15 protein-coding genes are annotated in these 18,702 nt (G+C 72.3%); 9 read left to right on the forward strand and 6 right to left on the reverse strand.

The annotated features are described in order from the left end of the window. The first annotated feature begins 17 nt into the window (after positions 1-17). From K5S26_RS00575 to K5S26_RS00585, 3 genes are read left to right on the forward strand one after another with little or no spacing between them, the layout of a single operon-like run. A complete protein-coding gene (locus K5S26_RS00575) occupies positions 18-1,412 on the forward strand; it encodes an MFS transporter (protein WP_221855011.1) in 1,395 nt (464 codons plus the stop codon). A 37-nt stretch (positions 1,413-1,449) separates the two neighbouring features. Beyond that, positions 1,450-2,691, forward strand: coding sequence for a D-mannonate dehydratase ManD (manD, locus tag K5S26_RS00580; RefSeq protein ID WP_221855013.1), 1,242 nt, complete (start codon positions 1,450-1,452; stop codon positions 2,689-2,691). Between the two features lie 26 nt (positions 2,692-2,717). Further along, positions 2,718-3,218, forward strand: coding sequence for a GNAT family N-acetyltransferase (locus K5S26_RS00585; protein WP_221855014.1), 501 nt, complete (start codon positions 2,718-2,720; stop codon positions 3,216-3,218). Between the two features lie 17 nt (positions 3,219-3,235). On the opposite strand, the gene K5S26_RS00590 is transcribed toward K5S26_RS00585, so the two are convergent. Beyond that, positions 3,236-3,829: an RNA polymerase sigma factor gene (locus tag K5S26_RS00590; protein ID WP_221855016.1), complete on the reverse strand. Its 594-nt coding sequence runs from the start codon at positions 3,827-3,829 to the stop codon at positions 3,236-3,238. Between the two features lie 19 nt (positions 3,830-3,848). Further along, positions 3,849-7,232 (reverse strand): SpaA isopeptide-forming pilin-related protein, encoded by a 3,384-nt coding sequence (locus K5S26_RS18915; protein ID WP_221855018.1) that lies wholly within the window; start codon positions 7,230-7,232, stop codon positions 3,849-3,851. 286 nt (positions 7,233-7,518) lie between these two features. Here K5S26_RS18915 and K5S26_RS00600 point away from each other — a divergent pair, with 286 nt between their 5' ends. After that, positions 7,519-8,316: a sulfite exporter TauE/SafE family protein gene (locus K5S26_RS00600; protein WP_221855020.1), complete on the forward strand. Its 798-nt coding sequence runs from the start codon at positions 7,519-7,521 to the stop codon at positions 8,314-8,316. Between the two features lie 40 nt (positions 8,317-8,356). Here K5S26_RS00600 and K5S26_RS00605 read toward each other — a convergent pair whose 3' ends face one another. Then, positions 8,357-8,842, reverse strand: coding sequence for an FBP domain-containing protein (locus K5S26_RS00605; RefSeq protein WP_221855022.1), 486 nt, complete (start codon positions 8,840-8,842; stop codon positions 8,357-8,359). Between the two features lie 284 nt (positions 8,843-9,126). On the opposite strand from K5S26_RS00605, the gene K5S26_RS00610 reads away from it, so the two are divergent. From K5S26_RS00610 to K5S26_RS00620, 3 genes are read left to right on the forward strand one after another with little or no spacing between them, the layout of a single operon-like run. Continuing rightward, complete coding sequence (locus K5S26_RS00610) at positions 9,127-9,573, forward strand: FAS1-like dehydratase domain-containing protein (protein WP_221855024.1); 447 nt, start codon at positions 9,127-9,129, stop codon at positions 9,571-9,573. Next, the gene (locus K5S26_RS00615; protein ID WP_221855026.1) at positions 9,570-9,992 is read left to right on the forward strand and encodes a MaoC/PaaZ C-terminal domain-containing protein; all 423 of its coding nucleotides are present in this window, start codon (positions 9,570-9,572) and stop codon (positions 9,990-9,992) included. The genes K5S26_RS00610 and K5S26_RS00615 overlap by 4 nt, the downstream gene beginning before the upstream one ends. A gap of 10 nt (positions 9,993-10,002) precedes the next feature. Further along, positions 10,003-11,139 carry a UDP-N-acetylmuramate dehydrogenase gene (locus K5S26_RS00620; RefSeq protein ID WP_221855027.1) on the forward strand — a complete coding sequence of 379 codons (1,137 nt, stop codon included), beginning with the start codon at positions 10,003-10,005 and terminating at the stop codon, positions 11,137-11,139. An 81-nt stretch (positions 11,140-11,220) separates the two neighbouring features. On the opposite strand, the gene K5S26_RS00625 is transcribed toward K5S26_RS00620, so the two are convergent. Together K5S26_RS00625 and K5S26_RS00630 are read right to left on the reverse strand one after the other, a co-directional pair. Further along, complete coding sequence (locus K5S26_RS00625) at positions 11,221-12,420, reverse strand: pyridoxal phosphate-dependent aminotransferase (protein WP_221855029.1); 1,200 nt, start codon at positions 12,418-12,420, stop codon at positions 11,221-11,223. Positions 12,421-12,500: 80 nt separating this feature from the next. Continuing rightward, a complete protein-coding gene (locus tag K5S26_RS00630; RefSeq protein WP_308122707.1) occupies positions 12,501-14,000 on the reverse strand; it encodes a PucR family transcriptional regulator in 1,500 nt (499 codons plus the stop codon). 93 nt (positions 14,001-14,093) lie between these two features. Here K5S26_RS00630 and gabT point away from each other — a divergent pair, with 93 nt between their 5' ends. Both gabT and K5S26_RS00640 read left to right on the forward strand, forming a co-directional pair. Next, complete coding sequence (gene gabT, locus K5S26_RS00635; RefSeq protein ID WP_221855031.1) at positions 14,094-15,440, forward strand: 4-aminobutyrate--2-oxoglutarate transaminase; 1,347 nt, start codon at positions 14,094-14,096, stop codon at positions 15,438-15,440. Between the two features lie 34 nt (positions 15,441-15,474). After that, a complete protein-coding gene (locus K5S26_RS00640; protein WP_221855033.1) occupies positions 15,475-16,938 on the forward strand; it encodes an NAD-dependent succinate-semialdehyde dehydrogenase in 1,464 nt (487 codons plus the stop codon). Between the two features lie 63 nt (positions 16,939-17,001). Here the strand turns inward: K5S26_RS00640 and K5S26_RS00645 are convergent, their stop codons facing one another. Then, complete coding sequence (locus K5S26_RS00645; RefSeq protein ID WP_221855035.1) at positions 17,002-18,636, reverse strand: amidohydrolase; 1,635 nt, start codon at positions 18,634-18,636, stop codon at positions 17,002-17,004. Between the last annotated feature and the right edge of the window lie 66 nt (positions 18,637-18,702).

Here is an 18,702-nt window from a genome sequence, read left to right on the forward strand (position 1 = left end):
TGCAAAGGAGTATCCGAATGTCAGATGCACAGAGTGTGGCGACGCCGCACGACGATCCCACGACCAAGCGATCGGTGCGCGACCTCGTCAGGGCCGCGATCTCCGGATGGCTCGGCACGGCGCTGGAGTTCATGGACTACCAGCTGTACTCGCTGGCGGCGGCGCTCGTGTTCGCCGAGCTGTTCTTCTCGGACGAGGACCCGGCGATGGCCGTGGTGGCTGCGATGGCCACCTACGGCGTCGGCTACGTCGCCCGTCCGCTCGGGGCGTTCTTCTTCGCCCGCCTCGGCGACAAGAAGGGCCGCACGAAGGTGCTGTTCTACACGATTCTGCTCATGGGGCTGGCGACGACGCTGATCGGCGTGCTGCCGACGTACTCGCAGGTCGGGCTGCTCGCGCCGATCCTCCTGGTGCTGCTGCGCATCGCGCAGGGCTTCGGCGCGGGAGCCGAGATCTCCGGCGCCGGCGTCATGCTCGCCGAGTACGCCCCCGCCAAGCGTCGCGGCATCATCGCCTCCCTCGTCGCGCTCGGCACCAACTGCGGCACCCTGCTCGCCTCGGCGATCTGGGCGATCCTGCTGGTCGCGTTCAACGAGCAGGAGGTCATCGACTGGGCCTGGCGGATCCCGTTCATCGGCAGCGCGGTCATCATGCTGTTCGCGGTCTGGGTGCGCTTCAACCTGAAGGAGAGCCCGGTCTTCGAGGAGCGGGACGACGTCGTCGACGGGCAGGCGCTGTCGCGGGACGAGACCATCAAGCTCGCGACGGAGACCGGCGACATCCGCACGCTCGAGGCGATGAACCGCAAGCCCGTCAAGGCCTTCGTCATCGCCCTGCTGCTGCGCTTCGGGCAGGCCGGCAACTCCGGCATGATCCAGACCTACCTGATCAGCTACATCACCGTCGTGCTGCTGCTCGACCGCTCGATCGGCGTCAACGCCGTGATCGTCTCGTCCCTCGTCGCCTTCATCACGGTGCCGCTGTCCGGCTGGCTCGGAGACCGCTTCGGCCGCAAGCGCATGTACACGATCTGGGCGATCGTCGCCCTCATCGTGATCGTGCCGACGATGCTCATGATCGCGAGCAAGGACACCGTGCAGGTCTTCGTCGGCTACGTGGTGCTGCACAACCTCGCCGTGATGAGCTTCGCGTCGCTCGAGAACCTCACCCTCCCCGAGCTGTTCGGTGCGCGCAACCGCTACACGTACACGGCCATGGCCCGCGAGATCGCGGCGATCGCCGCGACCGGCGCCGGCCCCGTGATCGCCGCCGCCTGGGTGTCCGCGGTCACCGGGTCGTTCGTCCCCATCGTGGTGATGCTCGTCTTCTTCACGCTGTGCGCGCTCGTCGCCGCGATCTGGATGCCCGAGGTCGCCGGCCGCGACCTGACCGACCCGCGCGACGCGATCTGACCCGCGACCGCACACACCGACGAGGAGAGGAAACCCAGTGAGCATCGAACGAGCCGACGTGATCGTCACCAGCCCCGGCAGGAACTTCGTCACGCTGAAGATCACCACGAGCGACGGCCTCGTCGGCTGGGGCGACGCGACCCTCAACGGCAGGGAGCTGTCGGTCGCGTCCTACCTGAGCGACCACGTCGCCTCGACGCTGGTCGGACGCGACGAGGACCGCATCGAGGACACCTGGCAGTACCTGTACCGCGGTCCCTACTGGCGCCGCGGGCCGGTGACGATGGCGGCGATCGCCGCCGTCGACATGGCGTTGTGGGACATCAAGGCGAAGAAGGCCGGCGTGCCGCTCTACCAGCTGCTCGGCGGCGCGAGCCGCTCGGGCGTCCGCGTCTACGCCCACGCGTCCGGCACCGACTACGAGGCGCTGGCGAACGCGATCACCGGCTACCGGGAGCTCGGCTTCACGGCCGTGCGGGTGCAGACCGGTGTGCCGGGTCTCGGTCAGATCTACGGCGTGTCGTCCTCCGGCCCCGGCGTGCGGTACGACTACGAGCCGGCCAAGCGCAGCCTGGATGGGAGCGCCGCGGTCCGGCCGACGGAGGAGACGTGGGACACCCGCAGCTACCTCTCGCACATGCCGGGGGTGTTCTCCCGCATCCGCGAGGACTTCGGCACCGATCTGCGCATCCTCCATGACGGGCATCACCGTATATCGCCCATCGAGGCGGCGCGCTTCGCGAAGGACATCGAGCCGTACGATCTGTTCTGGTTGGAGGACTGCACGCCGGGCGAGGACCAGACCGCGCTGCGGCTGGTCCGTCAGCACTCGACGACCCCGCTGGCGATCGGCGAGGTCTTCAACACGGTGTACGACTACCAGACCCTCATCACCGAGCGGCTGATCGACTACGTCCGTTCGGCCGTCACGCACACCGGCGGCATCACGGCGATGCGCAAGCTGCTCGACTTCGCGGCCATCTACGGCATCCGGTCGGGCATCCACGGCCCGACCGACATCTCGCCGGTCGGCATGGCCGCCGCGCTCCACCTCGACCTCGCGATCCACAACTTCGGCATCCAGGAGTACATGCCGCACAACAAGGACACGCTCGAGGTGTTCCGCACCTCCTACACGCTCGAGGACGGGTTCCTCCATCCCGGCGAGACGCCGGGCCTCGGCGTCGAGCTGGACGAGGAGGCGGCATCGGCGTTCGAGTACACGAAGGCGTACCTGCCGGTGAACCGCCTCACGGACGGGACCGTGCACGACTGGTGACGCGACCGCGGTCATAGGGTGGGGGCATGCCGCCCGGGACGACTCGCCTCGCGCAGTTCCCCGCCGACGCTCGGGCCGTCGCCCGTCTGCTGGAGGACTACCTCCGGCAGACCGAGCGTGAGAAGGCCGAGCACGGTCTGGCGCCGGGCGGCGCCGGGCGTCTCCCGCCCCGGTACCAGGCCGAGGTGGACGACCCGGCGACGGCCTTCGCCGATGCCGTCGTGGTGGTCGCCGAGGCGGCGGGATCGGTCGCCGGCGTCGCGGTGCTGATGGAGCCATGCGGTGACGCGGTGGCCGCGGAGATCAAGCGACTGTGGGTCGACCCGGCGTTCCGGCGTGCGGGCATCGGGCGACTGCTGCTGCAGGAATGCGTCGATCGCGCGGCCGGGGTCGTCCGGCTCTCGGTGTGGGACTGGCGGACGCCTGCGGTCCGGGCGTACGAGGGCCTCGGATTCGTCCAGGTGCCTTCCTGGGAGTCGCGGGAGCGGCTGATCTGCATGGAGAGGACGGCCCCGCCGGAGGGCTGAGACGCGGGTGCCGAACGTCATCCGTGCAGCCGACGGACGAGGCTCGCCCGCGCGTCGGCGAGATGACGACGGACCGTCGCCGCCGGCATCCCCAGCTGCTCGGCGATCTCCTCCTCCCCACAACCGCCGAGCTCGTGGAGCGCCCAGCATGCGCGTTGGGCGGGGAACAGCCGCGACAGCGCCGCGCGCATGTCGGCCACGCCCGCCGGGGCCGGTGCATCTCCGCGCGGGGGAGCAGGGGGCGTGGGCGCCGCGGCCGGCTCGCCGACCTCGGCTCCGGCGGGCTCCACCCGCCAGCCCGCCGTCGCCTCGAGGCCGACGATCCGCAGGAGCCAGGCCTCGAACGCGGCAGGATCGTCCAGACCGGGCATCCCGCGCCAGGCCGAGACGAACGCGGCGCGCACGGTGGTGTCCACGTCGTCCGGCCGGGGCACGATCCACCTCGCATAGGCCCTCGCCGCCGGCGTGTACCGCCGGATCAGCACGGCGAACGCCTGTCGGTCGCCGTCGGCGGCGCGGGCGGCGACGAGCCGGTCGGGGGCGCCCTCGAGCGCGCGCTCCGCGCGCGAGGACGGCCCGTCACCCGCCACGACGCGCTGCGCGCCCCTCACGACGCCGGCCGCCGTCCGGTCATCGCTGCCGTCGCCGCCCGTCCACCCGGTGCCGGGAGACCAGCAGCATGGAGCCTCCGGCGCCGGCGAGGACGAGCGCGGCGAGCACGCCTGCCGTGAGCGCCGGGACGTCGCTGCCCGTCGCCGCGAGATGGCTGCCGGCGTCCCCGGATGCGTCCGGATCCCCGCCCGGCACGATGTCGGTGGAGGGGGTGCCGGGCGCGTCCGGCGTACCGGGGGCTCCCGGCTGACCGGGCTCGGCGGGGTCGTCCGGCTCAGCGGGCGTGCCGGGGTCGCCGGGCTCAGCGGGTGTGCCGGGGTCGCCGGGCTCGCCGGGTGTGCCGGGGTCGCCGGGTTCTCCCGGTTCCCCGGGTGTGCCGGGCTCGCCGGGCTCGCCGGGCTCACCAGGGTCTCCCGGCTCTCCGGGCTGGCCCGGTTCTCCGGGCTCGCCGGGCTCGCCCGGCTCGTCCGTCAGCGGGGTGTTGACGACGGACGCCGCCAGTTCCGCGTGGGTCGCGCCCGCGGTGAGCGCAGGAAACGAGAACGTCTCGGCCGTCCGGGCGAACCCCTCGGGCGCCGTCGTCTCGCGCACCGTGTACTCGGCCCACTCCAGCCCCGCCACCCGCAGCGCTCCCGGCGCGGGGTCGTCGTCCGCGCCGTCGTAGCCGGGTTCGCCGGTGTCGTCCGCGACCGTCATCGCGTATCCCTCGCCGTTCGTCAGAAGCCAGACAGAGCCGGCCAGGGCGCGCCCGTCGGCGTCCGTCTTCCGCCAGGCGACGGTGCCGGCCACGCGCTCGTTGACGATGTGCCCGAGGTCGATCGCCAGGGCGTCGCCGGAGACGGTGAAGGCGAGCGGCTCCGCCAGGACGGTGTGCCCGACGGGGGGAGCGGTCTCGGTCAGCAGGTAGTCGCCCCAGGCGAGCCCGTCGACGGTCCAGACGCCGTCGTCCGCCCGGTCGGCGTCGGTCACGGTGACCGGCGCCGTGCCGTCGGGTCCCGTCAGCTCCCACCGCGATCCGTCGAGCCGCGCTCCGTCGCCGTCGACCTTCGACCAGCTGACCCTCCCGTCCAGGCGCTCGTCGGCGAGGGCCGCGGCGATCTCGACGTCCCGCTGCGCCGCGGTGACCTCGAACTCCACCGGTTCGGGCAGGAGACCGTACCCGTCGGGGGCGGCGGCCTCGGCCAGCGAGTAGGCGCCCCACGCGAGGCCCGTCACCCGAATGGCTCCCGGTTCCGGGTCGGCGTCGTTGACGCGGTCGTCGACCACGGTGACGTCTCCCGCCGGCCCGGTCAGCGTCCAGGAGGTGCCGCCCAGCGGCTCCGACGTCGCGGCGTCGACCTTCCGCCACGAGACGCTGCCCGGCTCCGCGACGTTCACGATCGCGCCGAGGTCGACCTCCGTCGCGGCGCCTCCGATGCGCACCGCCCGCGGCGTGGCGTCCCGCACGTGCCCCTCCGGGGCGACAGTCTCCACGAGCTCGTACTCGCCCCACGCCAGATCGGCGATCGCGAACGACCCGGCGGCCGGATCGGTGTCCGGGCCGTCGTAGCCCGGCGCCCCGTCGTTGTCGTCGACGTCGAGCGGCGCTCCGGACGAGGGCGTCAGCGTCCAGACGCTGCCCGCGAGACGGCTGCCGCTCTCGTCCACCTTCGCCCAGGCGAGCCGGCCGGGGACCCGTGCGTTCTCGACGTCGCCGAGCGCGATCTGCAGGCGGGCGGCATCGATCGTGAAGACCATCGGCGCCGCCGCCGTGTAGCCGTCGGGCGCCGTCTCGGAGAGGGTGTACTCGCCCCACGCGAGCCCCTCCACGCTCCACGCGTGCTCTTCGTTGTCACCGAGCGTCCGGGTGTAGCCGTCCGGGCCGGAGAGCTGCCACGCGGCGCCGGCCAACGGCTCGCCGTCCTGGTCGACCTTCGCCCACGACACGGCCCCCTCGCGACGCACGTTCCGTACCGCGCCGAGGTCGAGCGTCGCCGCGCCGTCTCGCAGCGAGAACGTGCGCGGGGGCACCGCCTCGTACCCGGCCGGCGCATGCTCCGTCAGGGTGTAGTCGCCCCAGCCGAGATCGGTGGCGGTCCAGGCGTGACCGCCGTCGTCCGCGAAGTCGGCCGAGTACCCGTCCGGGCCCGTCAACGTCCAGGACGAGCCGCCCAGCGGCGCGCCGTCCTGATCGACCTTCGACCACGACACCGACCCCGGCACGACGGCGAGGGGCAACGAGGCGGTCGCGAGCTCGCGGAGGGCCAGCTCGTCCACGGCGAAGTCGCCGCCGTACCCCGTCTCGCTCGCGTTGCGCAGGGTCATCGTCACCGAACCGCTCGGATCCGCGCGGAAGACGCTGGTCGCCTCGGTCCACATGCCGTACCCGGCGGTGTTGAGGCAGCCGTCCTGCGCCGGCATCTCCTGGGACGTGCCGATCGCCTCCTCGCCGATGAAGAAGCCGATCCTGACGGGATTGCGGCCGTCCGACACGGCGGCGAGGTTGGCGCTGTATCCGGAGAAGGAGTAGAACCGCCCCGGTGTCAGCCCCGACACGGTGGTCTGCAGCACGACGGGCTGCTCCTGCGCTCCGTTGACGACGAGGAGCTTGCCGGCGTCCTGGGGCTCCGGCACCCGGAAGGTCGGCTGCGCGTTGCCGGTGCCGGTTCCCGAGAAGTCCGGGCCCCCGTCCGCACCGGTGGAGCCGGCGCACACCGTGCTCGTGGCGACGTCAAGCGGCCTCGTCGTGCTGCGCAGGTCGGCCCACCTGTTGTTGTAGTGACGGCTGGGACCGTGGATGTCTCCCGTCGGCCAGATCGAGTACTGGCCGTCGCACGGGCTGTACTGCGGGTTCCAGCAGCGCTGGCCCGGAGCGCCGACGAGCGTTCGCGGATCGTGGAAGGCGTAGCCCGTGTTCGAGGCGGGCAGCTGCGGCGCGGGCGTCCCGATGAAGTCGAAGGTGCCTCCGTCGAAGTCGGTCACGAGGTTCGGCCCGCGCGTCTCCCGCGCGACGGACAGCGTCGGTCCCGCGCCGACGAAGTCGGCCGGTGCGACGATCCGCACGCCCGACGCGGCCTGCGCGCGGGGCACCTTGTAGATGACCGGATCCGTGGAGATCGGATCGACGCCCGCGACCGTCCAGTCGGCCGGCACCCCGTAGAGCAGATACGAGTCGAAGGACGTTCCGGACGCGTTCGCGTCGCGCACGGTCGCGACGAAGCCATACGGCGAGCCCTTGACGACGTCCGCGGCGTCCGCGGCATCGGCCGGAACGACCTCGAGCACGAGGCCGTCGGCCCCGGCGGCGGTCGCGGCGGTGGCTGCCGGAGCGGACAGGTGGACGAGGACTCCTCCGAGCAGGAGGGCGACCAGGATCGACGAGATCAGCCGGAGGGCGGGTCTCGGAGGCATCGCAGCGCGCATGGCAGGTTCCTTCCAGGGCAGGTTCGGGGCGCGACAAACACCGCCGTGTGCGACGGCTCTCCGAACGCGTCCTCGCGATCGGATCGGGTCGAGCCTGGGCAACCGGTGGTCGGCAACGAAAGTAGGTCGACGGCCGGCCTCCCCGCCACAATCCGCGGCGCTATATATTCGGCGGCGCTATATACGGCGCGTCCGCCCGCTCTCATCCGCGCGACTCCCGACGCGGTGCGCCGGTCGCGCCGCGGACCAGGGCGCGGGGGCGCTAGCGTGGAGGGGTGATGACGGCATGATCAACGCTCTGCGCAACCGCGGCTCCCGCGCCATCCTGACCTTCGTCGCGATCGGCCTGCTCTCCGGATTCCTGTCCGGTCTCTTCGGGGTCGGCGGCGGCACCGTGATCGTGCCGCTGCTGGTGATGCTGGCGGCGTTCGGGCAGAAGCTCGCGTCGGGCACGTCCTCGGCGGCGATCATCCCGACCGCTGCGGTCGGCGTGATCTCCTATGCGGTGAACGGCGACGTCGACTGGATCGCCGCGCTGCTGCTCGCGGCGGGAGCCGTCGTCGGCGCCCAGATCGGCACCCGCCTGCTGCATCGCCTCTCCGAGCCCCTGCTGCGCTGGATCTTCGTCGGCTTCCTCGTCGTGGTGATGATCAGCCTCTTCATCATCGTCCCGTCGCGCGACGCCGAGCTCGAGCTGACGTTCTGGTCGGCCGTCGCCCTCGTGTTCACCGGGCTCATCACCGGCATCATGTCCGGGCTCATCGGCGTCGGCGGCGGCATCATCGTCGTGCCGGTGCTGATCCTGCTGTTCGGGGCGAGCGACCTCGTGGCGAAGGGGACGTCGCTGCTGATGATGATCCCGACGACCCTCTCGGGGACGATCGGGAACATCCGTCACAAGAACGTCGACCTCGCCGCCGGCCTCTGCCTCGGCATCGCCGCGTGCGTCACGACACCGCTCGGCGCCGTCGTCGCGAACGCCGTCGACCCGCAGGTCGCCAACATCCTCTTCGTGATCTTCCTCGTCGTGCTGACCGTCCAGATGACGCAGCGCGCCATCCGCGCGAGCCGCCGGGGCGAGTGACCCCGACGGCCCGCAGGAGGGCGCGGACCGAGGCGTCGGCTCAGGCCTGCAGCGCCTGGACGAAGGCGCGCACGTGCTCGCCGAGGCGCCGGATCCGCTCGTCGCGGGCGGCCTCCCGATCGAACCCCTCGTAGGCCAGCGGGGGCAGGCGCCGCACCACGGCCGAGCAGCCGAAGTTCGCGCACACGAGGGTGCCGATCGTGTCGCCCTTGCGTCCCGCGGGGCCCGCCTTGCGGGCGGAGAAGAACTGCACGTCGTTGCTGAGGGTCACGTCGTCGCACCATGAGCACTGCGCGCGGGCGATGACGCGTTGCTCCGCCTGCTGCAGAAGCACGCCGGCCGGCCCCGACTCGAGCTCCACGATCGCGTAGGAGCGCCGCGGCAGTCTCGGGTCGGTCCAGCCGAGGTACTCCAGCCGGTCCCAGGCGAGGTCGGCGAAGCCCGGCGGCAGCGAGAGGTCGGAGGCCTCCTTGCGGCTGGCGTTGAGGAAGGACGCGCGGATGTCGCGCTCGGTGAGGGGAAGCATGGAAGAGGTGTCCTGTCGATACGGGATGCGCGGCATCCCTGATGATCGCCGCGGGCGGCGGAGAGGGGACGGCGGAGCCGTGCGGCTGCGAGCAGCCGAGAGGAGGCGCAGGGCGCGCGTCAGCCTCTGCCGGCGCGGAGAGCGCCGACGACCTCCTTCACCCCGTGGGGCGTCCGCCGATCCGAGAACACGCCTGAGAGTCTACCGCCGCGGCCGAGCGTCGGCTCTGCCCTCGCGCGGGACGCGCTCAGCCGGGCGTCCGGCGGGCTCGGTAGGATCAGGTGGTGCCTGTGAACCCCGAACTGCTCGGACGTGAGTTCCCGTCGACGCAGCCCTATCTGGTCGGCCGTGAGAAGGTGCGCGAGTTCGCCCGCGCCGTCTTCGCCGACGCGCCCCAGCATCTCGACCCCGAGGCCGCTCGCGCCCTCGGCTACGCCGACGTCGTCGCGCCGCCGACCTTCGCGATGGTGATCCAGGACCTGACGCTGCAGCAGCTGCTCTCCGAGCCGGACTCGGGCATCGCGCTCGAGCGCACGATCCATGCGAAGCAGAGCTTCCGGTGGTCGCGGCCGATCGTCGCGGGCGACGAGCTGACGGGCCGCCTCACCGTCACCGGGCTGCGCGCGATGGGCTCCGGGGCGATGGTGACCAGCGAGACCGAGATCACCGCCGGCGGCGGCGACCACGTCGTCACGGCCACGTCCGTGCTGCTGATCGGGGGAGACGAATGAGCGCGTCGGCACCGCTGACCGGGCTCTCCGTCGGCGACGTGGTCGCCGAGCGGACGGTCCACCTGACCCGCGAGTCGCTCGTGCGCTACGCCGGCGCGTCGGGCGACTTCAACCCGATCCACTTCCGCGACGACGTCGCCGCTCGTGTCGGCCTGCCGGGCGTGATCGCCCACGGCATGCTGACCATGGGGCTCGCCGTCGCCACCCTCGGCGAGTGGCTGGGGGATCCCGGGCGCATCGTCGACTACGGGGTCAACTTCACCAAGCCCGTCGTGGTCGACGCCGAGACGGGCGCGGACGTCGTCGTCTCCGCGAAGGTCGGGCAGCTGGACGACGAGACCGCTCGCATCGACCTGGCCGTCACGTTCGGGGACACCGGCGTGCTCGGCAAGGCGCAGGTGCGCGTCCGCCTCGCGTGAGCGACGACCGATGACGCAGATCGAGCCGATCCCGCTGCAGCGGCTGACGACGCTGCGCGTCGGCGCCGCTCCCGAGCGCATGGTCGACGCGACGACGCGCGACGAGCTCGTCGGCGCGCTGCGGGAGGCGTGGTCGGAGGGTGAGCCGTGGCTCGTGCTGGGCGGCGGATCGAACCTGCTGCCGGGTGACGAGCCGTTCGCCGGCACCGTCGTCCGGATCCTCACGCGGGGCTTCACCGAGGTGCCCGGCGCCCCCGAGGGGTATGTGCGTCTCCGCGTCGAGGCGGGGCAGAACTGGGACGAGCTGGTGGCCTGGACCGTCGCACAGGGCCTGTCGGGCATCGAGGCGATGTCCGGCATCCCCGGCACGACGGGCGCGGCGCCGATCCAGAACGTGGGCGCCTACGGCCAGGAGATCGTCCAGACGCTCGTCGAGGTCGAGCTGATCGACGAGAGCACCGGCGAGGTCTCGGCGGTGCCGGCGTCCGAGCTCGGGCTCGGACCGCGCACGTCGGTGCTCAAGCATCACTACGGCGCTGCGCCCGAACGGTCGGCGGTGGTGCTGTCGCTCACCCTCGACCTCGAGCGCGTGGGGCACGAGCCGCGTCCCGTCGCCGATCCTCGCCTGCGGGCGGCGCTGGGCCTCGCCCCCGGGGCGGAGGCCTCGGTGGCGTGGATCCGGGACACCGTGCTCCGCATCCGGCGCGGCAAGGGCATGGTGCTCGACGAGGTCGATCACGACACCCACAGCGCGGGGTCGTTCTTCAACAACCCGATCGTGACCGAGGCGGTGGCCAGCGGGCTTCCCGGCGAATGCCCCCGTTGGCCGATGACGCCCGCCATCGACACGGTGTCCGTGATCCCGCTGTCGCAGTGGGACGGATCCGTGCCGCGGCCGGCCCACGCGCCCACCATGGTGAAGCTCAGCGCCGCGTGGCTCATCGAGCATGCCGGGCTGCCGAAGGGGTTCGCCCTCCCCGCCTCGCGCGCATCGCTGTCGACCAAGCACACGCTCGCGCTGACGAACCGCGGCGGGGCCACCGCCGAGGAGGTCGCGGCGCTCGCCCGTTTCGTGCAGAGCAGGGTCGCCGCCGACTTCGGCATCGTGCTCATGCCCGAGCCGGTCCTCGTCGGCGTCGAGCTCTGACGCTCGACAATACGACTTCGCGCCGAGAATGCGGGTGACACCGGCATTCTCGGCGCGAAGAGGGATTCTCGGCGCGTTGGCTCAGGAGAACAGGCGCTGCAGGCGCTGCACGCCCTCGAGCAGGGCGTCGTCGCCGAGGGCGTACGACAGGCGGAGGTAGCCGCTCGGACCGAAGGCCTCGCCGGGCACCACCGCGACCTCGACCTCGTCCAGGATGAGGTCGGCCAGCTCGAGCGTCGTGGTCGGCGTGCGACCCGCCCACTCGCGGCCCAGCAGCCCGCGGACGTCGGGATAGACGTAGAACGCGCCGAGCGGGTTCGGCACCTCGACGCCGGGGATCTTCGCGAGCTCCTCGACGATCAGCCGCCGCCGGCGGTCGAACGCTGCGCGCATCTGCTCGGCCTCCACCTGTGAGCCGGAGAGCGCCGCCAGCGCCGCGCGCTGCGCCACGTTGTTGACGTTGCTGGTCAGGTGCGACTGCAGGTTCGCCGCCAGTGCGATCGCGTCGGATGGGCCCACCATCCAGCCCACCCGCCAGCCGGTCATGGCGTAGGTCTTCGCGACGCCGTTGAGCAGGAGCGTCTGCTCCGCGAGCTCCGGCACCGCCTCCACGATCGACACCGCCCGCGCGCCCTCGTAGACGAGGTTCTGGTAGATCTCGTCGCTGACGACCCAGATGCCGTGGGCCAGGGCCCACTCGCCGATCGCCTTCGTCTCCTCGGGCGTGTAGACCGAGCCGGTCGGGTTCGAGGGCGACACGAACACCAGCACCGTGGTGCGGTCGGTGCGGGCGGCCTCGAGCTGGTCGACCGTCACCTTGTAGTCCTGATCGGCCCCGGCGAACACCTCGACGGGCACGCCGTCGGCGAGGCGGATCGCCTCGGGGTACGTCGTCCAGTACGGGGCGGGCAGCAGCACCTCGTCGCCCGGGTTCACGACGGCCTGGAAGGCCTGGTACACGCCCTGCTTGCCGCCGTTCGTGACGACGACGCGCGAGGGCGGCACCTCGAGGCCCGAGTCGCGCAGGGTCTTGGCGGCGATCGCCTCGCGCAGCGCGGGCAGGCCCGCCGCGGGGGTGTAGCGGAAGTTGGCGGGGTCCTTCAGCGCCTCGGCCGCCGCGTCGACGACGAAGTCCGGTGTCGCGAAGTCCGGCTCGCCCGCCGCGTACGAGATGACCGCGCGTCCCTCCGCCTTCAGGGCCTTCGCCTTGGCGTCCACCTTGAGGGTGGCGGATTCGGCGATGGCGGAGAGCTTGCGGGAGAGCGGAGCGCGGTCGGTCACGGTACCGAGCGTAGCGGGACGCGTCGTCAGACGCGGGAGTTCCGTCGGGGAGGAGATTCGCGGATCGCGTCGTCACCGCCTCATCGGGTGGAGCCGAGCGCCAGCCACAGCTCTGCCCGGGCGCCGAAGGACGACAGGTCGTGCCCCAGCACGCGCTCGGCATCGGCGAGCCGCGCCCGCAGCGTGTGCCGATGCACGCCCAGCGTGCGGGCGGCGTCCTCGTAGCGGGTGTCGGCGTCGAGCCACGCCCTCAGCGTGCCGATCAGGTCCGTGCCGTGCGCGCGATCGTGACGCGCGAGCGGCTCCAGAAGGGTGCGTGCGGCTGCGCGGGTCTCCTCGCCGACGGCGCTCATCAGGGCTCCGGACACCTCGCCGATGGCGCCCACGCCGTCGCGCCCGGCTGCGCGGGCGACGCGCGCCTCGTCCACGGACGCGGCCAGACGCGCGTAGTCGGCCGGGTGGGACACGCCGATCCGCACCCCGCCGCGGGCGGACACCTCGTCGAGCGTGCCCGCCGCGCGCCCGTCAACGATCAGCAGCATGCCCTCGCCGCCGGGCAGCTCGCCGAAGAAGAGCCGCCCCGACAGCTGCGCGGCGCGCAGCTCGAGGAACGACGCCAGCGACGCCGGCGCGGGCGACGTGACGCCGACGAGCGCGGGCTCTTCCGGCAGGCCGCCCCAGGCGGGCTGCGCGACCGACCGTGCGAGGGCGACCTCGCCCGCCAGCAGCGCGCGGACGACCCCGGCGCGAAGGGCGCCGCGCGCGAGCGTGAGGCTCTCGTTCTGCTCGAGCGCGAAGCCGGCCATCGCCACGACGGAGGTCACCACCCCGCGGGCCTCCTGATCGAGCGCGGCGGCCTCCACGGCGAGCACCCCGCGCAGCTCCCCGCCGCGTCCCAGCGTCTGCAGCGAGAACGTTCGCCCCTCCACGTCGAGGAGGTCGGCGGCGCGCACCGCACGCGAGAGCATCGCGCCGGTCTGCTCGTGCAGTGCCGCCGACACCGCCTGCGGCAGGCGCGCCGGCCGGGCATGCGCGAGGGCGCCGGTCGCGTCGAACAGGCCGGCCCAGCCGCCCAGCTGGCGGGCGAGCTCCGCGATCACCGCGCCGAGCGGATCCGGCCGCAGCGCCGCCAGCGAGATCGCCCGCTGCGCCGCGAGCGCCCAGCTGCGCCGCGCGTAGCCCTCCGCGGCGATCGCCTCGGCGTTCGCGCGGATGACGGCGATGAACGGCGTCCCGAACGGCACCTCGAACAGGGGCATGCGCTCGGCGCGGCACGCCTCGACGAGCCCGTCGGGCACGCGGGCTCGGGCGACGTCCGTGCCGAAGCCGATCGCGGCGACGCCGTGCTCGGTGAGACGTCGGACGTACGTGTCGAACGCCGACGCATCCGCTCGTCGCGAGAACTGGGTCCCGGTGGTCAGCAGCGCCACGCCGTCGTCGAGGAACGGCGTCGGATTCAGCAGGTCGGAGCTGTGGATCCAACGCAACCGCTGGCCACGCTCTTCGCCGACGACCGCGCGCAGGCTGAGATCCGCCCGGTCGAGCAGGGCACCCAGCGTCGGCGGGACGAGCGCGGCCACGGATCTCCTCGTTGTACGTAGGGGCGATATCTGATGGTGAGTTTAGACGCTCGGGCGAATGCCGAGCCCGCCGCGCCGCCGTACGCTCGCCGCATGACCATCCCCGCACCCACCGCCGGCGGCCCCGCACTCCCGCAGGAGCGCCGCCTCGTCACGTCGATCCCGGGCCCCCGCTCCGCGGAGATCCTCGCCCGCAAGGCGGCCGCCGTCGCCGCTGGCGTCGGCCACTCCGTGCCGATTGCCGCCGTGGCGGCGGGGGGCGGCGTCATCGTCGACGCCGACGACAACTCGTTCATCGACCTCGGGTCGGGCATCGCCGTCACCTCCGTCGGAAACGCGCATCCCGCGGTCGTGGCGGCCATCGCCGAGCAGGCGACGCGCTTCACCCACACGTGCTTCATGATCTCGCCGTACGACGAGTACATCGCCGTCGCGGAGGCGCTGAACCGGCTCACCCCCGGCGTCCACGCCAAGCGCAGCGCGCTGTTCAACACGGGCGCCGAGGCGGTCGAGAACGCCGTGAAGATCGCGCGCAAGGCCACGGGACGCCCCGCCGTCGTCGCGTTCGACCACGGGTACCACGGCCGGACGAACCTCACCATGGCCCTCACCGCGAAGAGCATGCCCTACAAGAGCGGCTTCGGCCCGTTCGCCCCCGAGGTCTACCGCGCGCCGGTGTCGTACCCGTATCGGGACGCGCTCTCGGGACCCGAGGCCGCTCGGCGGGCGATCCAGCACATCGAGAAGCAGGTTGGCGCCGAGAACCTCGCCGCGATCGTCATCGAGCCGATCCAGGGCGAGGGCGGCTTCATCGTCCCCGCCGACGGGTTCCTCCCCGCGCTCGCCGACTGGTGCCGCGCGAACGGCGTCGTCTTCATCGCCGACGAGGTGCAGACCGGCTTCGCGCGCACCGGTGCGATGTTCGCGAGCGAGCACTTCGGCATCGTCCCCGACCTCATCACGACGGCCAAGGGCATCGCCGGCGGCATGCCGCTGGCGGCCGTCACGGGGCGCGCCGAGATCATGGACGCCGCCCATGTCGGCGGCCTCGGCGGCACGTACGGCGGCAACCCCGTGGCATGCGCCGCGGCGCTGGCCACGATCGGCGTCTACGAGTCGGAGGACCTCTCCGGACGCGCCCGCCGCATCGGGGAGATCCTGACCGAGCGCCTCACGGCGATGCAGGTCGCCGACCCGCGCATCGGCGAGGTCCGCGGCGTCGGGGCCATGGTCGCGGCCGAGTTCGTCGACCCGGCCACCGGCGCGCCCGACGCCGCCCTCACCGGCGCCGTCGCCCGTGCGTGCATCGAGGCCGGCGTCGTCGTGCTGACCTGCGGGACCTTCGGCAACGTCATCCGGTTCCTCCCGCCGCTCGTCATCGGCGACGAGCTGCTCCACGAGGGCTTGGACGTCGTCGCCGGCGCGCTCGCTGCGGCGTAGCGTCGTGACCGAACCCGGACGTAAGGAGAACGACATGGACGACAGAGAGAACGCCCTCCTCGAGGCGGTCCAGACCCGGCTGTTCATCGGCGGCGAGTGGGTCGACGCCTCGGCGGGCAAGACCTTCGAGGTGCGCGACCCCGCCACGAACGCCGTCATCGCCGAGGTGGCCGACGCGACCGCCGAGGACGGCATCAGGGCTCTCGACGCCGCCGTCGCCGTCCAGGACGAGTGGGCGGCCACGCCGCCGCGCGAGCGCAGCGATATCCTGCGCCGCGCGTTCGAGCTGGTGCGCGAACGTGCCGACGACCTCGCCCTGCTGATGACCCTCGAGATGGGCAAGCCGCTGGCCGAGGCGCGGGGGGAGGTCACGTACGGCAACGAGTTCAACCGCTGGTTCAGCGAGGAGGCCGTGCGCATCGCGGGCCGCTACGGCTCCAATCCCGAGGGGACCGGTCGGATGATCGTCTCGCAGCGACCGGTCGGGCCGTCCTTCTTCATCACGCCCTGGAACTTCCCGTTCGCGATGGCGACGCGCAAGATCGCCCCCGCGCTCGCCGCGGGCTGCACCGTGGTGATCAAGCCCCCGCAGCTCACTCCGCTGACGACCCTCTTCTTCGTGCAGCTGCTGGTCGAGGCGGGTCTGCCGGCGGGAGTCGTCAACGTGGTCACGTCGGCGTCGTCGAGCCGCGTCGCGGCCCCGATCATCGCCGACCCACGCCTGCGCAAGCTGTCGTTCACGGGCTCCACCGAGGTGGGGCGCAAGCTCATCGCCCAGGCCGCGGAGGGCGTGCTGCGGGTGTCGATGGAGCTCGGCGGGAACGCTCCCTTCGTGGTCTTCGAGGACGCCGACCTCGACAAGGCGGTCACCGGCGCGCTGCAGGCGAAGTTCCGCAACATCGGCCAGGCGTGCACGGCCGCCAACCGGTTCATCGTGCACGAGTCCGTCGCCGAGGAGTTCGCGAGCCGGATCACCGACCGCGTGCGGAAGATGAAGGTCGGCCGCGGCACCGAGGAAGGGGTCGAGATCGGCCCGCTCATCGACCAGGACGCGGTGGACAAGGCGGACGACCTGGTCGCCGATGCGACCGGTCGCGGCGCCGAGCTGCTCACCGGCGGCGAGAGGCTGGACGGGCCCGGCACGTTCTACCAGCCGACGGTCGTGACGGGTGTGCGGGCAGGGTCTGCGATCCTGCGCGAGGAGATCTTCGGCCCTGTGCTCGCCATCGCGACGTTCCAGACCGAGGACGAGGCCGTGCGGATGGCGAACGACACGGAGTACGGACTCGTCTCGTACGTCTACACCGAGGACCTCCAGCGCGGGCACCGCATGATCGATCGCCTCGAGACCGGGATGATGGGCCTCAACGCGGGCGTCGTCTCGAACGCGGCGGCGCCGTTCGGTGGCGTCAAGCAGTCGGGCGTCGGCCGGGAGGGCGGCACCGAGGGCATCCACGAGTACCTCTCGACGAAGTACACGCTGCTGCCGAACTCCTGAGCGGAGACGACAGGAGGAGGGGCCCGTCCGTGGACGGGCCCCTCCTCCTGTCGTCAGAGGTCGTCAGAGGTCGCCGTACACGACCTCGCCGCCCACGACGGTCGCCGTCACCTGCTGATCGCGGATCCGCTCGGGCGCGATCTGCAGCAGATCGTCGGTCAGCGCGACGAAGTCGGCGAGGCTGCCCGGCGACAGCGTGCCCTTGTCGCGCTCCTGGCCGACGGCGTACGCCGAGCCGAAGGTGTAGGCGCGCACCGCCTCGGCGGCGGTGAGGCGCTCGTGAGGCCCGAGGATCTCGCCCGAGCGCGTCCGCCGGTTGACCATGTCGTGGATCGAGACCAGCGGGTTCGCATCGGACACGGGGGAGTCGGACGATCCGTTCAGGACGATGCCGGCCTCGGCGAGGGACCGCATCCGATAGATGAGATCCCGCTTCGCGGGGTCGACGGCGGCCGCCATCCCGTCGCCGAAGTCGGAGATGAACACCCCCTGCGGCACGGGGATGACGCCCAGCCGCGCGCTGCGCTCGATGTACTCGTCGGTCGCGAGCGCGAAGTGCTCGATGCGGTGGCGCACGCCCGGGCGCGGGGCCCGGCGCTGCGCGATCTCGACCGCGTCGAGCACGTGCCCGATCGCTCGGTCGCCGATCGCGTGGGTCGCGACCGTCCATCCGGCCAGGTGCGCGCCGACGATGAGCCGGGTGAGGTCCTCCGGCTCGTGCAGAAGGACGCCGGCGTTGCCCGGATCGCCATGGAAGCAGTCGTGCATCGCCGCCGAGCGGCCGATGAACGAGCCGTCCGACACGATCTTCACGGGGCCGACACGCAGCATGTCGTCTCCCAGGCCCGTGCGGATGCCCAGGTCGAGGCCGAGCCAGTCGCGCTCCGGCAGGTCGGCGTAGGGGTGCAGCGTGCTGATGAAGGGCATCAGCGTCATCCGCACGCGGATCTGCCGCTGCTCGACCGCCAGCTGGTACGAGTGGTAGTCGACGGGCGTGTTGCCGGTGAGCCGGATCTCGCCCGTCCCCGGCTCCGTCACCGAGGTGAGGCCGTAGCTCACAGCCTGCTCGCTCGCGAGGCCGAGGTTGTGGTGCACGTCCTCGAGGGCCATCGGTTTGACCAGCTCGTAGACCCGGGCCATCGCCTGCTCCTGGAGCAGACCCACCGGGCGGCCGCGCTCGTCGCGGGGGATGTGCCCCCCGGGCACGTCGGGCACGTCCTCGCGCCCGGGGAAGCCCGCGAGCTCGAACGCCCGCGTGTTGGCGACGATCATGTGCCCCGACACATGCTCCAGCAGCACCGGGCGTCCACCGGACACGCGGTCCAGCGCCTCCGCCGAGGGATGGCCCTCGAGGAAGTTCTGGTCGTATCCGGATCCGCGCACCCACGCGTCCGGCGCGAGCGTCGCGGCGCGCTCGGCCACGGCCGCGTACAGGGCGTCGAGGCTGTCCACGACGCCCGGACGGAGGTCGAGCGAGGCGAGGCGGAAACCGGTGAGCGACATGTGATGGTGGGCGTCGTGGAAGCCCGGCAGCACGGCCTGACCGCCGAGGTCGACGACCCGGTCGGCCCGCAGGCCGTCCAGGTCCGCGTCGAGGCCGACGACGCGGCCGTGCAGCACGCCGATCGCATGGGCCAGCGGACGGTCGGGATCCATCGTGCGGATCCGGCCGTTGGTGAAGATCGCGTCGAGGCGCATTTCTCTCCTCTGAGGGTGACGGGGGTGAAGCCCGGTGGCGTTCCGCGGGGAACCACGGAACGCCAC

Source organism: Microbacterium marinilacus (genome assembly GCF_019753765.1).
Classification (GTDB): domain Bacteria; phylum Actinomycetota; class Actinomycetes; order Actinomycetales; family Microbacteriaceae; genus Microbacterium; species Microbacterium marinilacus.

Bases quoted from the DNA above. Each gene is read 5' to 3' on its own strand.
- K5S26_RS00575 (WP_221855011.1), top strand. From the start codon at position 18: ATGTCAGATGCACAGAGTGTGGCGACGCCGCACGACGATCCCACGACC.
- K5S26_RS00585 (WP_221855014.1), top strand. From the start codon at position 2,718: ATGCCGCCCGGGACGACTCGCCTCGCGCAGTTCCCCGCCGACGCTCGG.
- K5S26_RS18915 (WP_221855018.1), bottom strand. From the start codon at position 7,232: ATGCGCGCTGCGATGCCTCCGAGACCCGCCCTCCGGCTGATCTCGTCG.
- K5S26_RS00600 (WP_221855020.1), top strand. From the start codon at position 7,519: ATGATCAACGCTCTGCGCAACCGCGGCTCCCGCGCCATCCTGACCTTC.
- K5S26_RS00605 (WP_221855022.1), bottom strand. From the start codon at position 8,842: ATGCTTCCCCTCACCGAGCGCGACATCCGCGCGTCCTTCCTCAACGCC.
- K5S26_RS00615 (WP_221855026.1), top strand. From the start codon at position 9,570: ATGAGCGCGTCGGCACCGCTGACCGGGCTCTCCGTCGGCGACGTGGTC.
- K5S26_RS00620 (WP_221855027.1), top strand. From the start codon at position 10,003: ATGACGCAGATCGAGCCGATCCCGCTGCAGCGGCTGACGACGCTGCGC.
- gabT (WP_221855031.1), top strand. From the start codon at position 14,094: ATGACCATCCCCGCACCCACCGCCGGCGGCCCCGCACTCCCGCAGGAG.
- K5S26_RS00640 (WP_221855033.1), top strand. From the start codon at position 15,475: ATGGACGACAGAGAGAACGCCCTCCTCGAGGCGGTCCAGACCCGGCTG.
- K5S26_RS00645 (WP_221855035.1), bottom strand. From the start codon at position 18,636: ATGCGCCTCGACGCGATCTTCACCAACGGCCGGATCCGCACGATGGAT.